This window comes from uncultured Sphingomonas sp., assembly GCF_964243315.1.
Taxonomy (GTDB): Bacteria; Pseudomonadota; Alphaproteobacteria; order Sphingomonadales; family Sphingomonadaceae; genus Sphingomonas.
The window spans coordinates 40,825-57,845 of sequence record NZ_CAXTEM010000002.1 but is presented as its reverse complement, the minus strand read 5'-3'; the positions used below and the strand labels follow the sequence as shown (position 1 = coordinate 57,845).

The following is a 17,021-nucleotide window of genomic DNA, read 5'->3' as shown; positions in this document are numbered from 1 at the left end:
GACCAAAATCGTGAAGCCATACCGAGCAGCGGCGATCGCCGCCTTGTGCCTGACTGCCGCGCCTGCGATCGCGGCCGAGCCCGAGGAGAAGGTGATCCAGGTCCCGGGCTTCGCCGACTTCCTCGCGGTCGACGGATCGTCGGTTTGGGCGACCAACAAAGGGCGTGTCGAGCGCTGGTCCACCGAGGGCAAGCTTGCCGACGTAGCCATGGCGCACCCGTGCGGTGCGATGACGGTCGCGTTCGGATCGCTCTGGGTCGCCGATTGCGACGAGCGCACCGTGAGCCGCATCGACTTGAAGACCGCCAAGAAGATCGCGACGATCGCCACCGGCATCGCCAACCCCAAGGGAGAGCTGAACGTCACCGCGGGGGCCGGATCGATCTGGGTGGCGAGCGACGACAAGGGCATGGTCGCGCGCATCGATCCCGCGACGAACATGGTGACAGCGTCGATCCCGGTGGATCCGGGCACCTATTATCTGAGCTTCGGGTTCGACTCGCTATGGGCGGTCAGCGCGCTGGGGCAGAGTCTCCAGAAGATCGACCCCGCGACCAGCGCGGTCGTCCACCGGACCAAGCTCGGCCGTGCGCCGGGCTTCCTCGTCGCGGGCGAGGGCGCGGTGTGGGTGCAGGAACAGGATGACGGCACCGTCGCGCGGGTCGATCCGGTGACGGGTGAAGTCTCGGGCCGAGTGACGGTCGATCCGACGCTGAAATACGGTGATATCGACGCGGGCGGCGGCAAGATCTGGCTGCGCACCACCGCCGGGCAGACTTTCGTGGTGATCGATCCCGCTACGCTGGCGATCCGCACCCGCGTCGGCAAGGCGACCGGCAGCGGCGCGCTGCGCTATACCGATGCGGGCGTCTGGACGAGCTCGCACGACGTCCACACGCTGTCGTGGTGGAAGGAGCCGGGCAAGATCGGCGAGTGACCTGGCTGCGGAGATCAGCCGCCGCCGATGCCTTCGATCACCCGGCCGCTGCCGCCGCAGACGTTGCATTCCGCGCTATCGATACGGCCGCTGCCGCCGCATGTCGGGCAGACATTCTCGCCCGTCCCCGGGGTGCCGGGCGCGGCATCGTCGCCCGGATTAAGTGGTTCAACGCTCATTTGTGGCTCCCGAACGCGAATGGCCGAGCAATCCGACCATCAACCCGGTCGATCAACCGCCAGCGCCGCGATCGGTTCATCCCGCTCGCGGCGCCGATTGCGCCGCAGGTTAATGCGTTGGTAGGGCAGGCGTGTCAGAAGCTTCGGCTCACAGCATCGGTGGCCCCACATGCCCATTCTCGAATCCAGTCGCGCGGCGCAGCTCGTCGAATCGATCCACCAGCCCATGCGCTCGACCTTGGCAGCGTGCCTGGAGCGTTGGACCACGCTGGACGGTGTCGCGAGGGCGCATTGCTATCTGGTGGTCGAGGGCGACGAACCCGGCGCTCGGATGACCTTGACCAGCAGCCAGATCGCGCAGCTTGCCGAAAGCCCGAGCCGCATCGCGCTGAACGCCTAGCGCGCCTTCACCGGCTTGCACGGGAACGCGGCGCGCAACGCATCGCGAACGATGAACGACGGCGCGACATCCTTCTTGTCGGACCGCTTGCGCAGATATTTGCGCGTCACGGTAACCACCTCGATGTTCGACGCGCGCCGTGGCGATGGGCAGATCTGCCGCGCCAGCGAGAGCGTGTCGAACTCGCCCAGGATATAGCCCGTGCAGAAATTGGCGGTCGCGTCGTTGTCCTTGCCGCGGCATTGCTCGATCAGCCCGGACGTGGTCAGCGAACTCACGACCACCGGTGCCTTGGACGGCGTCGCCAGCGCCAGCAGCAGCTGCAGGATCATATCCGGTTCCTCGGTCGTCCGAACGGCGCGCCGTTCAATTTGTGCGAGCCTGACTGAGATACTGTAGCAGGCGCACGCGGGGAAACACGTCGTCGAGGCTCCTGGTATCGGGCGTGATATAGACCAGGCCGCCCGCTTTGCGGAACATCGGGCTGAGCTGGTTCGCATAGAAACGCGAGCCGACATTGATGCAGCCGAAGCTGATCCGATTGTCGTCGGGCGTGGGCGACAGCAGGCGCTCGATCCGGCGCTCCGCCTTGTGGGTGGTGATCACCGCGTGCAGCGCCACCGAATTGGCGTAATCGACCCAGAGCACGCGCTGCTTGCCGAAGGCGCGACCGAACTTCGCGATGTAGCGCCCGGCGGGGGTGGTTCGTTCGGCGGGTCCGATGTCCGCGAGTTCCTTCCCGCCGACACCCGGCGTCGAATCGTCGCCAATGCCGATGCCGAGCAGGACGGGCGCCTGACCCACGAGCACGCCCTTGCCGTCGAACAGCAGCAGCGACGCGGTCGGCTTGTCGATCACCACATAGGGACGACCGCCATTGTCACGCGCGGCGACGACCCAGGCGGCGATCCGCCGCGCCGCTTCCGACTGCACCGCCATGATCGCGAGCCGGTCGCCCTCGGTCTTTACCGGACCGCCCGCCGCTGGCGGCTGCGCGGGCGGCGCATCGCGTGGCGCCGGCTTGGCGGTCACGCGCGCGGTCTTCGCCGCCAGCGCTGCCGACGGCGTCGCCATGCCCAGCCACCAAGCGGCGGCAAGGCATAGGCTACCGACGACGCGCGACGAAGCTACGGGCACTGCCGCCTTGATCGGCAGAGCTGTCCGTCGGCGCGACTCTTACGCGACCGGTCGATCACCCGCGGGGCTTACGCTGCCGCTGCTGCATCTGCTGCTCGATGCCGTCGACGCGGCTGTTGATCTGATCGATGCGCTGGCCGTTCTGCTGCGCCTGACCGGCTGCCGCCTGTGCCTGGCTGAGCGCCTGGCCCGAGGTGCCCTCTACGGTGCGAAGCCGGCCGTCCATGCCGTCGATCCGCGAATTGACGGTCGCGATCTGCTCGTTGACGTAGCCCTTGGTGGCGCATCCGCCGAGTGCGGTGGACCCGACCAGAAGCATGGCCAATGCCGAACGCCCTGCAAGATTGATCTTCATATACTCACCTCTACGCTGTTGATGACCCACCAACGAGGGCCATGGCTCCCCGGATTGGCAAACGCCAAGAGCCGGAAGGTGTCTATTATACGACGACGAACTGGTTCGGTTCCGTATCGACCGCCGGTGCGGCCGGACTCGATCCCACGATGAGACGGTCGCGGAACGGTGCTGTTCGCTGCTTTTCCGATGCGATCCGGGGCACGCGCAGGCTGCCATGAGCGAGCGTACGTTCAATGACGTATGACGCCGCGGCCTTGTTCTGAATAGCTTACGCCCACAAACGATTCGTGAGGCAGGTATGAACGGAACCCGCGTAGGCAAAAGGGTGATCGGCGCGCAGGCGCCGGTGACCATAGGCTGGGAAAACCTTCCGAAGATCGAAGGCGGGCCGCTGAAGCAATTCTTCTTCACCTGGTTCCAGCCGGTGATGTTGTTCGCGCTGATCGCCTTCTGGTATTACGCGCCCAACTCGATCGCCAAGGCGTCAACCGCGATCGGCATCGGCATCGGGTTCAAGGCGCTGCTGCTGGCGCTCGAATGGGTGAACCCCCGCTTCGACAGCTGGCGGCTGACCTGGAAGGAGGCGGTCACCGACCTCTTCTATGTCGGGCTCGGCTACACCGTGCTGCGGATCGTCGACAGCTATATCGGCAGCGATGCGATCGCCGGGTATCTGCAGGAAGGCATGCACTGGGACAAGCTGACCTGGTTCATGACGCTGCCGCTGCTGGTGCAGGCGTTCCTGATCTCGTTCACGTTCGATTTCGGCCAATACTGGATGCACCGTGGCATGCATAATTGGCATCCGCTGTGGATCACCCACGCGCCGCATCACTATATCACCCAGCTCAACATCAATAAGGGCGCGGTCGGCAATCCGGTCGAGCTGTTCCTGATCGGGCTCGGCGTCGGCGGGTTCTTCGACTTCCTGCCGCGCGCGGCGCTGCTCGCGGGCACCTTCGGGCTTGCGGTCGGGACCTATCAGCACGTCAACGTCCGCTTCAATTCGCCGCGGTGGTGGCGCTTCCTGTTCAACACCACCGAGCATCACAGCGTCCATCACTCGCAGGATTTCGAAGCCAGCCGCAGCAATTATTCGGGCACGTGGATCATCATCGACCGGATGTTCGGCACCGCGGTCGATGGCGAGGCCGAGCTGCTCGGGATGGAAGGCGGACGGCGCATGTCGATCCAGGAGACGATGGTCTATCCCTTCTCCGAGGGCTGGAAGTCGATCAAGGCGCGGTTCGGACGGATGGGACAGTCGCATTCCGACGAGGGCATGGCGGTACCCGCCGAGTGATGCGCGGTGCCGCCCTGATGGCGCCCGTTCATCCGCGCGCGGCGGCGGCAAGGAGCCGGGATGACACACCGCAAGGAGATCATGTGAACCTACGCTTCATCGACTGGATCTGGCACGTCAGGGGGAGCCTGGCGCTCGCACCCGACCTATCGCGCGCCGATGCCTTCGATCGACTAGATCCCGTATTCCGCCAGACCGGCACCAGTCACGACCGGGCCGACGACATGCTGGTCTTCCGCAAGAAGGACGCGGCGGCACAGGATAAGATGTCGATCTTCGACAGCGGCACGCTGAAGATCGAGGACGGTCCGGCCGGCACGGTGTTGCGCTACCACCTGATCAGCCGCGCGCTGCTGTTCTGTTTCCTCGCGCCGCTGCTCTTCATCGGTTTCGCACAGCTGACGATCGTGGTCGGCGAGCGGCAGAAGGCGGCGGCCGCGGCCAAGGCCGAGAAAGCAGCCAAGAAGCCGGAACTCGCGGCGCTGCCGATGAACCCGATCGACAAGGCGCTGGGCGCCCCTGCGCCGGAGAAGCCCAAGAAGAAGAAGGATGGCGAGGGGAAGAAGAAGCCGTCGCCGACGCCCGCCTATGTGTTGGCCGGCATGTTCGCGACGCTTTACGTCATCGGACGGATCCTCGAAGACCGGCTGGTGAAGTCGCTGTTCAGGAAGAGGTTGCTGTGCACATGAGCCGGGTCGGCGCGCTTCGGCGTGCCGGCATGATCGGGGCGGCGGGGGCGCTGCTCGTCGCAGCCGCGCCTGCCGGTGTCGGGCCGCGCTTCGCCCCCTGGATCGACGGCACCGCGGCCACCGAACCGCAGGCCCAGGTCCAGCGCATCGACGCGGACAGCTTCGTCATCCGCCAGTCCGTGAAGACGAACTTCGAGGCGCCGTTCCTCTACCTGCTCTTCGGCAAGGACCGCGCGCTGCTGATCGACAGCGGCGCCGGTGGCCTCGCAATCCGTCCGACGGTCGAGCGTTTGATCGCCGACTGGCGGGCGCAGCACGGCGGCCGCGCGATCCACCTCATCGTCGCGCACTCGCACGGCCATGGCGACCATCACGCGGGCGACGCCGAGTTCCGCGACCGTCCGGACACCGAGGTGGTCGGCCTCAAGCCCGCCGATGTCGCGGCCTTCTTCGGCATCGGCGATTGGCCGCGCCGGATCGGCCGGTATGACCTTGGGGGTCGAATGCTCGACATCGTGCCGACGCCGGGTCATGAACCCGCGCACATCATGATCTACGATGCGCGGACCCGGCTGCTGTTCTCGGGCGACATGCTCTACGCCGGTCGCCTCTATGTCCCCACCGATCATATCGCGACCTTTCGCGCGAGCGCGGACCGGCTCGCTACCTTCGCCGCCACGCACCCGATCCGCGCGCTGCTCGGCGCGCATATCGAGATGACGACAACGCCAGGGCAGGACTATGCGATGAAGGCCGCCGCGCACCCGGCGGAACACGCGCTGGCACTGCCCACGTCGGCGATCGGCGCGCTGAAGAAGGTCGCCGATGCGGAGGGGTCGCCGCCGACGATTCAGCGGCAGGACGACTTCATCCTGTACCCGGTTCCGCCGAGGCCTGCCGGCTAGCGTCGTTCGCAAACAGGTTGGTACGCCATAGCCCCTCCCATGAAGGGGAGAACAAACCTGCTCGCGAAAGCGTGTAGCCGTCAGTGCCCGTGCATGGCGTGGATGCTGGAGCCGGCAGGCGCGATCGGATATCGGACCGGCATGCACGTGACCCACGACCATACGGCGCCGATCGCAGAGACGGTTGCCTTCGACGACTTCCTCAAGATCGATATCCGGATCGGCACGATCGTCGCCGTCGATCCGTTTCCGGAGGCGCGCAAGCCGGCGCTGAAGCTGACGATCGACTTCGGTGCGGTGATCGGCACCAAGCGATCGAGCGCGCAGATCACCGAGCATTACACCGCGGACGCGCTGATCGGTCGTCAGGTCGCGGCGGTCGTGAACTTCCCGCCTCGGCAGATCGGCAAGTTCATGTCGGAGGTACTGACGCTCGGCTTTCCCGACGAGAACGGCGCGGTGGTGCTGGTCGCACCGGACCTGCATGTGCCGGACGGCGGCCGCTTGTTCTGACCCCGCACCCATCTACCTCGCCCGTTCGTGCCGAGTAGACAGCGGATAGGCTCGAAGAGCCATCTCGAGAGCTCGTATCGAGGTACAGGTTCCGTGCGCCAACGCATCCCTCGATACGCCCTTTGGGCTACTCGACGGCTACTCGGGACGAATGGTGTGGGTGGGTCATCATGCTTTAGCCACACGATCAGATCGGCAGTTTCTCGCTCAGATACGGGTCCTCCGGCGCGCGCGCGGGCACGGATAGCCGTGGCGCGGATCTTGCCGCTGTCTTGGCGATCCATTCGGGCCCGCCGGGACGGTCCCTGATCGATCGATCGGTACGGGTCTGGACCAGTCCGTAGACCGGGTTGTCGCGATAGCCGGGCGCGGCATCGCCCCACGCCCAGGCGAGGTTGCCGTAGGTCGACGGGTCGCGGCCGTCGAGGCTGAGGCGATCGTTGAGATAACAGGCGGTCGCCCAGCCGGTGCGCGGGTCGGGGGTCATCGCGATGATCCGCTTGGCCCAATACATCCGCAGATTATTGTGCATCCAGCCGTCGACCAGATATTGTTTCTGGCAGGCGTTCCAGGTCTCGTCCCGGGTGGTGCCGTGGATCAGCGCGTCGAGCGTCTCCTGCTCGGGACGTGGATCATGCGCATGCGTCTCCAGTTGGCCACGCGCCCAATTCGGAATGCGCGCATAGCTTTCGGGGACGCGCAACGTGCGCGCCTTGTAGTGGAACCATTCGCGCCAGGTCAGCAGTTCGTCGGCGAACTTGGCGCGCTTGTCCGCGGCGATGTCGCTCGCCTCGATCGCCGCCATCACCTCGCGCGGCCCGACCACGCCGAAATGAAGGTAGGGCGACAGGGTGCTCGCGCCCTCGGGACGCGCGGCGTTGTTGCGCGCCTCGGCATAGGCGGGCAGCACCTCGCGCTTCAGGCGATCGAGGCGCAGCAGGACCTCGTAGCGCGATCCCGGAAGCATCTCGCTCGGCGGCAGTGCGTGATCGATGTCGAGCGTCGCGATCAACGCGTCGAGCTTTGCGTCGTCCACCCCGACCAGTCGATCGGGATCATAGGCGAGCGGGCCGTCATAGGGCGGCTCGCTAGGTGCCTCGTCGTGCGACTGCGTCCAGTCCGCACGTGCCTTCTCGTGGCGGCGGCGGAACGCGGAGGTCGTGCCGACGCCCTGATCGAGCGCGGCTGGCGGCACCAGGCAGGCGGCGTTGACCGCGAACACCGCGGTGCCGGTCTTCGCGGCGATGCGCTCGGCCTGCCACTGCGCGACGAAGGCGGGCTGGTCTTCGAGGACCACCGCGGCGGCGTCTGCCGCCAGGCGATAGACCAGCCCCTTCTCCCGCTTCTCGGCGCGATCGACATATTGGATGCAGGCGAGCCCGCGCTCTTCGCAGCCGGTGGCGACATCGCGGCTCGCGCCGAGGATGAAGCGGTGCAGCCGATCGGACGCGAACGGATAATCCTCGCGCAGGCCGTGATAGACGAGCGCGGGCAGGCCGAGCTCGTTGCCGAGCCGGATGGCCGCGTCGATCACCGGATTGTCGCGCGCACGCAGCGCCTGTTGCAGCCAGCAGAGCACGTAGCGCCCGGATGGCCGCAGGGGCGCATCGTTGAGCCGGCGGACGCGCGGCAGTTCGGTCCAGGTCGCGAGCGAGCGGGGGAGATCGGATGACATGGGAGCTGAACACCCGCGCGGTCGTACCGGTTGCCGATGCCGTCGCCCCGAACAGTCATTGTTGCGGTGGCGTGGTCGATGCGGCAGGTGGTGCGGATTACACGAAGGCGAGGAATGGTGCGGACCGACGAACACATTGCGATCCCGCCGTTCTTGCGGGGCGGCGGCGGCATGGGCGCGGCGATCAGGGCGTTCGACTGGGACGCTACGCCGCTCGGCCCCAGCGCGCACTGGCCGAGCGAGCTGAAGACCGCGGTGGGTCTGATGCTGGGCGCCTCACAGCCGGTCTATATCGCGTTCGGCCCGGAGCTGACGTCGCTGTACAATGACGGCTATCTCCCGATCGTCGGCGACAAGCATCCGGACGGTCTCGGCGCGCCCTATGCGTTGCTGTGGGCAGAGATCTGGAAGGATTTCGAGCCCATCGTCGCGGCGACGATGGCGGGGCAGGCGCAGCATTTCGTCGACCTGCCGATCGCGCTCGCCGAGCGGCCCGGTTCGCCGATGGGCTATTTCACCTTCTCCTACACCGCGCTCCGCAACGAGGCCGGTGAAGCGACCGGCTTCTATTGTGCCGCGACGGAGACCACCAACGCCGTGGCCTCGGAACGTCAGCTACGCGAGAGCGAAACGCGCCTGCGCTTCGCCGGCGAGCTCGACGAGCATCTTCGTGCCTCGACCGACGCCGGCAGCGCAATGCGGGCGGCGGCCAAGCATCTCGCGCTGCACCTGAACGCATCGCGGACTGCCTATGCCGATGTCGACGCCGACAGCGACCGGTTCATCATCCGCGACGATTATACCGTGCCGGGGCTGGAAAGTTCGGCGGGCACGTACAGCCTCGACCTGTTCGGGCCACGCGCCGCCGCCGACATGCGGAGCGGCAAGACGCTGATCATCCGCGACATGGCCGCGGAACTCGCGATGGGCGAGGGCAGGGAGATGTTCCTGTCGATCGGGATCAGCGCGATCGTCTGCTGCCCGCTGGTGAAGCAGGGGCGGCTCGTCGCGATGATGGCGGTGCACCAGAGCACGCCGCGCGACTGGCGCGAGGACGAGGTCGCGCTGGTAGAGTCGATCGTCGAGCGCTGCTGGGCACATGTCCAGCGCGTCGGGGCGGAGGCGCGGCTCCGCGAGATCAACGAGACGCTGGAGGCACGGGTCGAGGCACGGACCGCAGAACTCCTCCAGGCACAGGAGGCGCTGCGGCAGAGCCAGAAACTGGAAAGCATGGGGCAGCTGACCGGTGGCGTCGCGCATGACTTCAATAATCTGCTGACGCCGATCATCGGCTCGCTCGATATGCTGGTGCGGCGCAAGATCGGCAGCGATCGCGAACGCCGGCTAATCGACGGGGCGCTACAGTCCGCCGAACGCGCCAAGACGCTGGTGCAGCGGTTGCTCGCCTTCGCGCGGCGACAACCCCTTCAGCCGACCGCGGTGGATGTGGAGACCGTGATCGACGGCTTGGGCGAGTTGATCGGATCGACGCTGGGGCCGACGATCCTGATCCGGAAGGATCTGGCGCCGGGTCTGCCACCGGCGGTTGCGGACGCCAACCAGCTCGAGATGGCGCTGCTCAACCTCGCGGTCAATGCGCGCGACGCGATGCCGCAAGGCGGCACCGTGACGATCGCGGCCGCGCGCGAGAGCGTGTACGGCGCGCATCCGGCGGGGCTGGGGCGCGGGCATTATGTGCGGATCGCGGTAAGCGACACCGGCGCCGGCATGGACGCGGCGACGCTGGCGCGTGCGGTCGAGCCGTTCTTCTCGACCAAGGGGATCGGTCGCGGGACCGGACTCGGGCTGTCGATGGTTCATGGGCTGGCGTCGCAATTGGGCGGCGGACTGGCGATCGACAGCATCGTCGGCGAGGGCACGACGGTGACGCTGTGGCTGCCGCTCAGCGCGATGGCGCTGTCGGAGGACAGCCAGGCATTGCGCCCGATCGAGGAGCGCACCGCTCGCGGGCGGGTGTTGCTGGTCGACGACGAACAGCTGGTACGGATGAGCACCGCAGGGATGCTCGAGGAAATGGGGTACGAGGTCGTCGAAGCGCAGTCCGCGGAAGAGGCGCTCGAGATGGTCGATCGTGGCGCCATTGCCGACCTGCTGATCACCGATCATCTGATGCCGGGACTGAGCGGTGCGGATCTCGCACGCCGCCTGCGCGCGCTGTCGCCCGAGATGAAGGTGCTGATCGTGTCGGGCTACGCCGAGGCGGAGGGGATCCCGCCCGATCTGCCACGGCTGTCCAAGCCGTTCCGCGCGGCCGAGCTTGCGGCGAGCCTGGAGGCGCTGACGACGGTTTAGGGTTGGGCCGCGGAATATCCATGTGTCCCGCGAAGGCGCGGGTGAACGGTTCGCCCACCCGCGCCCGCATGGCTACGCGATCTGTGCCGCCTGGGCGCCGCTATCGGGGCGCGCGGGGCCGAGGATCGGCTCCTGGCCCATCGGCTCGGAGCGGAACACGCTGAACTCGCCCTTGCCGTCCAGCGTCGGGCCGGTGGTCCAGCGACCTTCCGGGTAGCTGCCATCGACCGACGTGACGAAGAAATCGTGATTGTGCGTCTGGTCTTCCATATCCTGCGGGAAGCTGTTCGGAATGGGGAGGTTGACCGCCTCCGCGCCCAATTCCTCGATCACCGAAAGCCATTGCTGCTGATGCATGGTGTCGCGCGCGATGAGGAAGTGGAGCATCTTCTTCATGCCCTCGTCATGCGCGGCGTTGAACAGGCGGACCGCCAGCACGCGGCCGGTGCTCTCCGCGGCGACGTTGGCGTACATGTCGGCGCCGATGTTGCCGCTGGCATAGATGTGGCTCATGTCGAACGGAACGCCGTCGGAATCGATCGGCATCGCCGACATGCCCGACGACAACAGGTTCTTGTGGATGATGCCTTCGATGCTGTGACGCGGGTTCTCACCGCCCATCACGGCACCGACGATGCTGTCCTTCACGCCTTCTTCCTGAAGATGCGCCGGCGCCTTTTCGAGATTGAGCGCGACCGCATGGGCGAGCATCTCGATATGGCCGATCTCTTCGGTCGCGGTATGGAGCAGCAGATCGCGATATTTGGGGGTGGGCGACCGGTTGCCCCACGCCTGGAAGAAATACTGCATGCAGACGCGGATCTCGCCCTCCACGCCACCGATCGCCTGTTGCAGCATCCGGGCAAAGGCGGGGTCGGGTTCGGTGACCTGCACGGGATATTGCAGGCGCTTGTCGTGATAGTACATCGGGTCTCTCCGTTGCCACGCCACCGATGTTGATGACCCGCGCACAACGCGTCGTTTTCCGGTACTATCCTGATTATTCGCCAGTCTTCACATAGGTTTGGATGAAAACCGCTGCTAGCGGACCAGTCGCGTGATTGGCGATATTGCGATTACGGCGCGGCGGCCTTGCCGCGGGGGACGACGGTCGCGATGATGACGTGGACGAGCGATTGGCCCGACGCATTCTCGACGTTAAGCTGCCAATGTCCTTCCTCGGCGAAGCCCGGATGTTCGGACAGGAAGCGGCCCAGATAGCGCACCGCTTCGTTCCGGGCTTCTTCGAGCCCATCGGTTTCGATCGGGGTACGGTCGCGATTGGGGCCGACCAGTCTCAGATAATAAGTTTCCATAGATGTCGTAGCAGACCCGAAAAGCCGAGTGCTTACAACGAGCTTCAGCCGTTGGCTTGCTCTATGTTGGGCAACTAACCGCTGTGTTCACCGGTACAGGCTGGCGCCGCTGACCCGCGCCTGCTGGATCCCTGCGATCCGCGTACAGCGTTCGCGATCGAGCAGGGTCAACTTGCCACCGGCGATCTGCAGCAGGCCGTCGCGCATCAAAGCCTTCAACGTTCGGTTGACGTGGACGCTGGTCAATCCGAGCGTGTCGCCGAGCACCTCCTGCGTGATCGGAAGGCGCAGCGACGTCGGCCATACCGCCTCGCCGACATGGCAGCGTTCGAACATCTCGAGCGCCCAATCGATCACGCGTTCATAGGCGGTCAGGCGACCGAGCCGGGTCATCTGCCGCAGCCAATAGCGTTGTTCGAGCGCGTGGCTGACCGCATAGGCTTCGGCCAGACCTTCGCCGACGCTGTCGTCCAGCGGCTGTGGCGCGACGCAGACCGTGACCGGGTTCAGCGTCGAGATCGTGGTCATCGCGAGCGGGTTCTTGTGCGCGCAGAACCCGATCAGGTCGCCGGGCACGAGGAAGTCGAAGATCAGCCGGCGACCATCGTTGAGGATGCGCGACCGGAACGCCCAGCCTTCGAGAACGATCAGCGGCTGATCGACGGGTCGCCCCTCGATCGCCAGATCGCGACGGGCCGGGACGGTTCGCAGGTTCCGCGTCATTGCGGTGTGAAGCAGGGAGCGCTCGTCGGCGCCGAGGGGGGCGAGCGCCGCGATCCGCCGGAGTGCGGGATGATCGATCGTCGCCAGGGATTCCGCTACGTTCATACTAGCTTAATCGCGCATCGACGGGTTTCGATCCATGAATCCGTCGCTTGCTGACGATGTTTGCCGGTCGAGATCGCATTCGATGACGCAGCGGACTTCGCCGGGGGTTAGCGTGAAGCTGGTGTTCGCGCCGATCTGGTATGGCAGCCCCTGTTCAATGAACTCGCGCCCGAAGCCATAGGGTAGCGGTGCGGGCGCGACGACCGATACGCCGGTCTCGTGCCAGACGAAGGTCAGCCGCGCGTCGTGCACCGTCCAGCGGACGCTCAGCTTGCCGCTGCCGCCGGGGTCGCCGAGCACGCCGAACTTGATCGAATTGGTCGCGAGTTCGTGCACCCCGAGCGCCAGCGCCTCCGCCGTACGGTCGTTGAGGCGGACCGGAGGACCGCCGATGTCGATCCGCGCCTGATCGGTCGCGAAGACGATTAGTTCGTCGCGAACGATCGCATCCAGATCGAACCCGCGGAGCGCGAAATCGCCCGCGCCGAGCTGGTATCGTCCGATCGCGTCCATTCGTCCGCGGAAATGATCGGCGACGTCGACGAGGTCGGTGCCGGCATCGACGGTTCGCGAGAAGATCGAGCGAAGCGCGGCGAGGTTGTTCCGAACCCGATTCTGCAACGCGCCGGCCAGCTGACGTTCGCGTTCCTGCGCGGCACGAAGCTCCGCGCGCAGAGCGGCCAACTGTTCTTCCAGCCGCACGATGCGCGGTGCGCCCCCATCGTCATCCGACGGGGCACCCGGGCCGGACACATCGTCCATTACCGCAACCTCAAGGAGTCATGACGGCGCTTCAAACGCGTGCGCGGCGTTCGGGTGCCGTAGGACAACGCAGGTTGGGACGATTGCACGGTCGGGCTGGTCCGAAATTACGATTGGTGGAAGCGGGTGCAAGCGCGTAGCACCGAACGCGACAGGCTTCGAGCATCGCGACATCATGGCTGACACGACCCCCCAAGACCCCGAATTCGAAGCCCTGTTGCGGCATATCCAGGAGAGCCGCGGGCTCGATTTCCGCGGGTACAAGCGCACCAGCCTGATGCGGCGAATCACGCTGCGGATGGAGGCCGTCGGGGTGGACGGCTTCAGCGGCTATCAATCGCATCTGGAGGCCGATCCCGCCGGATTCGACGACCTGCTCAACACCGTGTTGATCAATGTTACGTCGTTTTTCCGCGATGCCGATGCATGGGAGGTGCTGAAGACGCAGGTGGTGCCCACGCTCATCGCCAATGCCGAACCCGACAAGCCGATCCGGGTGTGGAGCGTGGGATGTGCGTCGGGCGAGGAGCCGTTCTCGATCGCGATGCTGTTCGCCGAGGCGCTCGGCATCCACGAATTCTGCCGGCGGGTGAAGATCTACGCGACCGATCTCGACGAAGAGGCGCTGAAGGCCGCGCGCCTCGCCACCTACACGCCGCGCGACGTCGAAGGCGTGCCGCCACCACTTCTCGAGAAGTATTTCGAGCGCACCAACAACCATTATGTGTTCGAGCGCGAGCTGCGCAAATGCGTGATCTTCGGCCGGCACAACGTGGTCAACGACGCCCCGATCTCGCGCATCGACCTGCTCGTATGCCGCAATCTGCTGATCTATCTGGAGGCGGAGACGCAGTCGTCGGTGTTGCCGCGGCTGCATTACGCGCTGAGCGGCGACGGTTATCTGTTCCTCGGCAAGGCGGAGACGCAACTGGCGCGATCGCCGCTGTTCAAGGCGGTGGAGACGAAGCACCGGATCTTCGTCAAGGTGCCCCAGGATTGGCGCCGCCCGAACGGCATCACCTTCGGTGCAGGCCGCACCCGGAGCGCCGAAGCGCCGCTGCCCGACGCACAACTGCTCGAAGCGGTGATCAACGAAGCCACCACGGCACTGCTGGTGGTGGACGAGACCGGCGCGGTCGCGCTCGCCAACCGATCCGCGCGACACCTCCTCGGGGTCGGCGAGGCGGACATCGGGCGGTTGTTCCAGGACCTGCCGATCTCCTACCGGCCGATGGAATTGCGCGGCCCGATCGAGGAGGTGTTCCGTACGCGCCGCGGGCTGCGGCTCGAGGAACAGGAATATCGCCAGACCCAGACCGACGTGATCCGCCTGACGATCGATCTGCGGCCGCTGACCCGTGCCGACGGCAGCATCCACGCGGTACTGCTATCGTTCACCGACATGACCGAGATGCACGCGCTGCAACGCGAGCTGGAAACCGCGCAGGAGAGCCTGGAGAATTCCATCGAGGAGCTGCAGTCGGCGAACGAGGAACTGGAGACCACCAACGAGGAGCTTCAGTCGACCAACGAGGAACTGGAGACGACCAACGAGGAGCTCCAGTCGACCAACGAGGAACTCGAGACGCTGAACGAGGAGGCGCGGTCCAGCAACGAGGAGATGGAATCGGTCAACGAGGAACTGCGGATCCAGGCCGAGCAGGCGTCGGGTTACCGGCTGCACCTCGAATCGGTGCTGCGCAGCATGAACGGCGGCATCATCGTGCTCGACCAGAAGCAGACCATCCAGAGCTGGAACCGGTGGAGCGAGAATATCTGGGGCTTGCGGGCGGAGGAGGTCGGGGGAACCAACTTTGGCGCGCTCGATATCGGGCTGCCGACCCATTTGCTGCGCGACGCCATCGCCAAGGTGCAGAATAATGACGACGAGCAGGTCGAACAGGTGCTGGAGGGCATGGACCGGCGTGGGCGTCGCATCCTGTGCCGGGTGACGGTGTCCGGCCTGCTCGACGAAGACAATCGCAACCACGGCACCGTGCTGGTCATGCAGGACGTGACCAACGAGTATCGCAAGGACGAGTTCGGGCGGTATCTCGGCAGGATCATGGGCCGCGCGCTCAACGAGATCTACTTCCTCGATCCGATCACGCTGAACTTCATGCTCGCGAACGAAGGGGCGCAGCGCAAGCTCGGCCATTCGGAACAGCAACTGGCGTTGATGAGCTTCACCGACGTGCTGCCCGGCATCGACGTCGGCCAAGTGCGCACGCTGCTCGCGCCGTTGATGTCGGGCGCTAAGGCGGACGTGGTGTTCGAGACGGTGATCCGGGCGGGCGACGGGCGGAAATATCCCGCGGAGATCTGCATGCAGTATTTCGCCGACGAACACCCGCCGATCCTGGTCGCGATCGTCCACGACATCAGCGATCGCCAGGCGCTAGCGACGGAGTGATCGGGGCTAGAGCAGGTTTTGCTCTCCCCTCCCCTCAAGGGGAAGGGCCATGGCGTATCAACTTGGTAGCGAACGACTTTAAGTGACGAAGCTCTACCTACCTCGTTCGTCCTGAGTAGGGATCGAGTAGCTGCGTCAGCAGCGTATCGAGAGCCCGTATCGAAGGACAGGTTGGCGCGCGGAACCTGCGCTTCGATACGCTCCCTGAAGGGAGCTACTCCGTCTCTACTCAGCACGAACGGACGGCGTTTCAGTCTTCCCCTTCCGCACTGGCGTCAGCCCTCCTCGTCGCCGATCGGGCGGCGCAGGCTGGTCATCGCCTGTTCGAGGATCGCGATCATCTCCGCGGACTCCTTGGCAGCGCCCTCCCACCGGCCGACCGCGCGGGGCAGTTTTCGGGCATCGGCATTGTCGCGCATCTGTTCGAATAAACGGATCCGGTCGCGATGGGTGCGCGCGGCGATGGAGAGCGCGCGTTCGAGTTCGTCGCTCTGCGCGGCCGCCAGCCCGAGCGGGGTGAAGGCATGGCCGACTTGGCAGCGGAAGCGCAATTCCTCTTGCGCGGCGATCTCGTTGAGCACGCCACCACAATCGGGACATGAGATGTGACTCGGCTCGCCGGGGGTAACGATCGTCTTTTCCATCACCGCGAAATCCTGTGCGGCCATTTGATCCTCGACCTCGAACTCGGCAGGCAGAGGAACGGTGGGGCCTGCGGGTTCAACGACCAAGCGCGTCAGCAGGTCCCCGAGCTGGTCAAGCGGCACCGCATGATCGACATGGTCGCGCTTCAACGCGTTGCGCGGCATCGACGGCCATTCCGCATCGGCGGGGTCTTGCACGATCGACAGCCCACCGGCGGCCTTGATCGCGATCAAGCCCTCGGTGCCGTCGTCGAGCAAGCCGGTCAGCACCACGCCGATGACGCGGCCGCCATAAGCGAGCGCCGCCGAACGGAACAACGCGTTGACCGCGGGTCGCGTGCGGTTCTCGTGGGGGCCGCGCCGCATCAGGATCCTGCCGGGTCGCAGCAGCATATGGTGGTCTGGCGTCGCGACGTAGATCCGGCCGGCCTCGATCGGATCGCCATCCGCGGGAGAGAGGGCGGTCAACGGTCCCGCGCGACCCAGCAGCAGCGGCAGGACGCTGCGGGCACTTGCGGAAAGATGCTGGGCAATGAACACTGCCGCGGGAAAGTCGGCGGGCAGTGACGCACAGAGCCGTTGCAGTGCCTCGACGCCTCCGGCCGACGAACCGACCACTACGATATCCTTTGTCGCCACCGGGCTCTTC

At 65.8% G+C, this 17,021-nt stretch carries 18 protein-coding genes; 8 read left to right on the top strand and 10 right to left on the bottom strand.

The window, feature by feature from the left end; translation table 11 throughout:
* Nucleotides 1–10: 10 nt before the first annotated feature.
* A complete protein-coding gene (locus tag ACFE77_RS00990; protein WP_375419750.1) occupies nucleotides 11–937 on the top strand; it encodes a YncE family protein in 927 nt (308 codons plus the stop codon).
* A 14-nt stretch (nucleotides 938–951) separates the two neighbouring features.
* Here ACFE77_RS00990 and ACFE77_RS00985 read toward each other — a convergent pair whose 3' ends face one another.
* Nucleotides 952–1,116, bottom strand: a complete 165-nt coding sequence (locus ACFE77_RS00985) for a hypothetical protein (protein WP_375419749.1) — start codon at nucleotides 1,114–1,116, stop codon at nucleotides 952–954.
* A gap of 169 nt (nucleotides 1,117–1,285) precedes the next feature.
* On the opposite strand from ACFE77_RS00985, the gene ACFE77_RS00980 reads away from it, so the two are divergent.
* Nucleotides 1,286–1,516 carry a hypothetical protein gene (locus tag ACFE77_RS00980; RefSeq protein WP_375419748.1) on the top strand — a complete coding sequence of 77 codons (231 nt, stop codon included), beginning with the start codon at nucleotides 1,286–1,288 and terminating at the stop codon, nucleotides 1,514–1,516.
* Here the strand turns inward: ACFE77_RS00980 and ACFE77_RS00975 are convergent.
* The 3 genes from ACFE77_RS00975 to ACFE77_RS00965 all read right to left on the bottom strand — a co-directional run bounded on the left by ACFE77_RS00975 (nucleotide 1,513) and on the right by ACFE77_RS00965 (nucleotide 3,008).
* Entirely contained in the window at nucleotides 1,513–1,848 is a 336-nt protein-coding gene (locus ACFE77_RS00975; protein WP_375419747.1) for a Rap1a/Tai family immunity protein, read from the bottom strand. The genes ACFE77_RS00980 and ACFE77_RS00975 overlap by 4 nt on opposite strands.
* A 34-nt stretch (nucleotides 1,849–1,882) precedes the next feature.
* Nucleotides 1,883–2,590 carry a hypothetical protein gene (locus ACFE77_RS00970; RefSeq protein ID WP_375419746.1) on the bottom strand — a complete coding sequence of 236 codons (708 nt, stop codon included), beginning with the start codon at nucleotides 2,588–2,590 and terminating at the stop codon, nucleotides 1,883–1,885.
* A 118-nt stretch (nucleotides 2,591–2,708) separates the two neighbouring features.
* The gene (locus tag ACFE77_RS00965; RefSeq protein WP_375419745.1) at nucleotides 2,709–3,008 is read right to left on the bottom strand and encodes a hypothetical protein; all 300 of its coding nucleotides are present in this window, start codon (nucleotides 3,006–3,008) and stop codon (nucleotides 2,709–2,711) included.
* A 301-nt stretch (nucleotides 3,009–3,309) separates the two neighbouring features.
* Between ACFE77_RS00965 and ACFE77_RS00960 the strand changes: the two genes are divergently transcribed.
* The 4 genes from ACFE77_RS00960 to ACFE77_RS00945 all read left to right on the top strand — a co-directional run bounded on the left by ACFE77_RS00960 (nucleotide 3,310) and on the right by ACFE77_RS00945 (nucleotide 6,421).
* Nucleotides 3,310–4,314: a sterol desaturase family protein gene (locus ACFE77_RS00960; RefSeq protein WP_375419744.1), complete on the top strand. Its 1,005-nt coding sequence runs from the start codon at nucleotides 3,310–3,312 to the stop codon at nucleotides 4,312–4,314.
* Nucleotides 4,315–4,397: 83 nt separating this feature from the next.
* Nucleotides 4,398–5,003 carry a hypothetical protein gene (locus ACFE77_RS00955; protein WP_375419743.1) on the top strand — a complete coding sequence of 202 codons (606 nt, stop codon included), beginning with the start codon at nucleotides 4,398–4,400 and terminating at the stop codon, nucleotides 5,001–5,003.
* Nucleotides 5,000–5,908, top strand: coding sequence for an MBL fold metallo-hydrolase (locus tag ACFE77_RS00950; RefSeq protein WP_375419742.1), 909 nt, complete (start codon nucleotides 5,000–5,002; stop codon nucleotides 5,906–5,908). The genes ACFE77_RS00955 and ACFE77_RS00950 overlap by 4 nt, the downstream gene beginning before the upstream one ends.
* Nucleotides 5,909–6,049: 141 nt before the next feature.
* Nucleotides 6,050–6,421: a tRNA-binding protein gene (locus ACFE77_RS00945; RefSeq protein WP_375419860.1), complete on the top strand. Its 372-nt coding sequence runs from the start codon at nucleotides 6,050–6,052 to the stop codon at nucleotides 6,419–6,421.
* A 187-nt stretch (nucleotides 6,422–6,608) separates the two neighbouring features.
* Here the strand turns inward: ACFE77_RS00945 and ACFE77_RS00940 are convergent, their stop codons facing one another.
* Nucleotides 6,609–8,096, bottom strand: coding sequence for a deoxyribodipyrimidine photo-lyase (locus tag ACFE77_RS00940; RefSeq protein WP_375419741.1), 1,488 nt, complete (start codon nucleotides 8,094–8,096; stop codon nucleotides 6,609–6,611).
* Nucleotides 8,097–8,213: 117 nt separating this feature from the next.
* On the opposite strand from ACFE77_RS00940, the gene ACFE77_RS00935 reads away from it, so the two are divergent.
* Entirely contained in the window at nucleotides 8,214–10,409 is a 2,196-nt protein-coding gene (locus ACFE77_RS00935; protein WP_375419740.1) for an ATP-binding protein, read from the top strand.
* Nucleotides 10,410–10,481: 72 nt separating this feature from the next.
* Here ACFE77_RS00935 and ACFE77_RS00930 read toward each other — a convergent pair whose 3' ends face one another.
* From ACFE77_RS00930 to ACFE77_RS00915, 4 genes are all read right to left on the bottom strand, one after another.
* Entirely contained in the window at nucleotides 10,482–11,336 is an 855-nt protein-coding gene (locus ACFE77_RS00930) for a manganese catalase family protein (RefSeq protein ID WP_375419739.1), read from the bottom strand.
* A gap of 149 nt (nucleotides 11,337–11,485) precedes the next feature.
* Nucleotides 11,486–11,725: a DUF6894 family protein gene (locus ACFE77_RS00925; protein ID WP_375419738.1), complete on the bottom strand. Its 240-nt coding sequence runs from the start codon at nucleotides 11,723–11,725 to the stop codon at nucleotides 11,486–11,488.
* Nucleotides 11,726–11,812: 87 nt separating this feature from the next.
* A complete protein-coding gene (locus ACFE77_RS00920) occupies nucleotides 11,813–12,553 on the bottom strand; it encodes a Crp/Fnr family transcriptional regulator (RefSeq protein WP_375419737.1) in 741 nt (246 codons plus the stop codon).
* 6 nt (nucleotides 12,554–12,559) lie between these two features.
* The gene (locus ACFE77_RS00915) at nucleotides 12,560–13,315 is read right to left on the bottom strand and encodes an HWE histidine kinase domain-containing protein (RefSeq protein ID WP_375419736.1); all 756 of its coding nucleotides are present in this window, start codon (nucleotides 13,313–13,315) and stop codon (nucleotides 12,560–12,562) included.
* 175 nt (nucleotides 13,316–13,490) lie between these two features.
* Between ACFE77_RS00915 and ACFE77_RS00910 the strand changes: the two genes are divergently transcribed.
* Nucleotides 13,491–15,728: a CheR family methyltransferase gene (locus ACFE77_RS00910; protein ID WP_375419735.1), complete on the top strand. Its 2,238-nt coding sequence runs from the start codon at nucleotides 13,491–13,493 to the stop codon at nucleotides 15,726–15,728.
* Between the two features lie 275 nt (nucleotides 15,729–16,003).
* Here the strand turns inward: ACFE77_RS00910 and ACFE77_RS00905 are convergent, their stop codons facing one another.
* On the bottom strand, nucleotides 16,004–17,011 hold the full coding sequence (locus tag ACFE77_RS00905; protein WP_375419734.1) for a chemotaxis protein CheB: 1,008 nt from the start codon (nucleotides 17,009–17,011) through the stop codon (nucleotides 16,004–16,006).
* Between the last annotated feature and the right edge of the window lie 10 nt (nucleotides 17,012–17,021).

What these genes read in the sequence shown, in the direction of transcription:
- ACFE77_RS00950 (WP_375419742.1), top strand. Translation starts at nt 5,000, where the DNA reads ATGAGCCGGGTCGGCGCGCTTCGGCGTGCCGGCATGATCGGGGCGGCG.
- ACFE77_RS00970 (WP_375419746.1), bottom strand. Translation starts at nt 2,590, where the DNA reads ATGGCGACGCCGTCGGCAGCGCTGGCGGCGAAGACCGCGCGCGTGACC.
- ACFE77_RS00965 (WP_375419745.1), bottom strand. Translation starts at nt 3,008, where the DNA reads ATGAAGATCAATCTTGCAGGGCGTTCGGCATTGGCCATGCTTCTGGTC.
- ACFE77_RS00980 (WP_375419748.1), top strand. Translation starts at nt 1,286, where the DNA reads ATGCCCATTCTCGAATCCAGTCGCGCGGCGCAGCTCGTCGAATCGATC.
- ACFE77_RS00945 (WP_375419860.1), top strand. Translation starts at nt 6,050, where the DNA reads ATGCACGTGACCCACGACCATACGGCGCCGATCGCAGAGACGGTTGCC.
- ACFE77_RS00985 (WP_375419749.1), bottom strand. Translation starts at nt 1,116, where the DNA reads ATGAGCGTTGAACCACTTAATCCGGGCGACGATGCCGCGCCCGGCACC.
- ACFE77_RS00975 (WP_375419747.1), bottom strand. Translation starts at nt 1,848, where the DNA reads ATGATCCTGCAGCTGCTGCTGGCGCTGGCGACGCCGTCCAAGGCACCG.
- ACFE77_RS00910 (WP_375419735.1), top strand. Translation starts at nt 13,491, where the DNA reads ATGGCTGACACGACCCCCCAAGACCCCGAATTCGAAGCCCTGTTGCGG.
- ACFE77_RS00925 (WP_375419738.1), bottom strand. Translation starts at nt 11,725, where the DNA reads ATGGAAACTTATTATCTGAGACTGGTCGGCCCCAATCGCGACCGTACC.
- ACFE77_RS00940 (WP_375419741.1), bottom strand. Translation starts at nt 8,096, where the DNA reads ATGTCATCCGATCTCCCCCGCTCGCTCGCGACCTGGACCGAACTGCCG.
- ACFE77_RS00920 (WP_375419737.1), bottom strand. Translation starts at nt 12,553, where the DNA reads ATGAACGTAGCGGAATCCCTGGCGACGATCGATCATCCCGCACTCCGG.
- ACFE77_RS00930 (WP_375419739.1), bottom strand. Translation starts at nt 11,336, where the DNA reads ATGTACTATCACGACAAGCGCCTGCAATATCCCGTGCAGGTCACCGAA.
- ACFE77_RS00960 (WP_375419744.1), top strand. Translation starts at nt 3,310, where the DNA reads ATGAACGGAACCCGCGTAGGCAAAAGGGTGATCGGCGCGCAGGCGCCG.
- ACFE77_RS00915 (WP_375419736.1), bottom strand. Translation starts at nt 13,315, where the DNA reads ATGGACGATGTGTCCGGCCCGGGTGCCCCGTCGGATGACGATGGGGGC.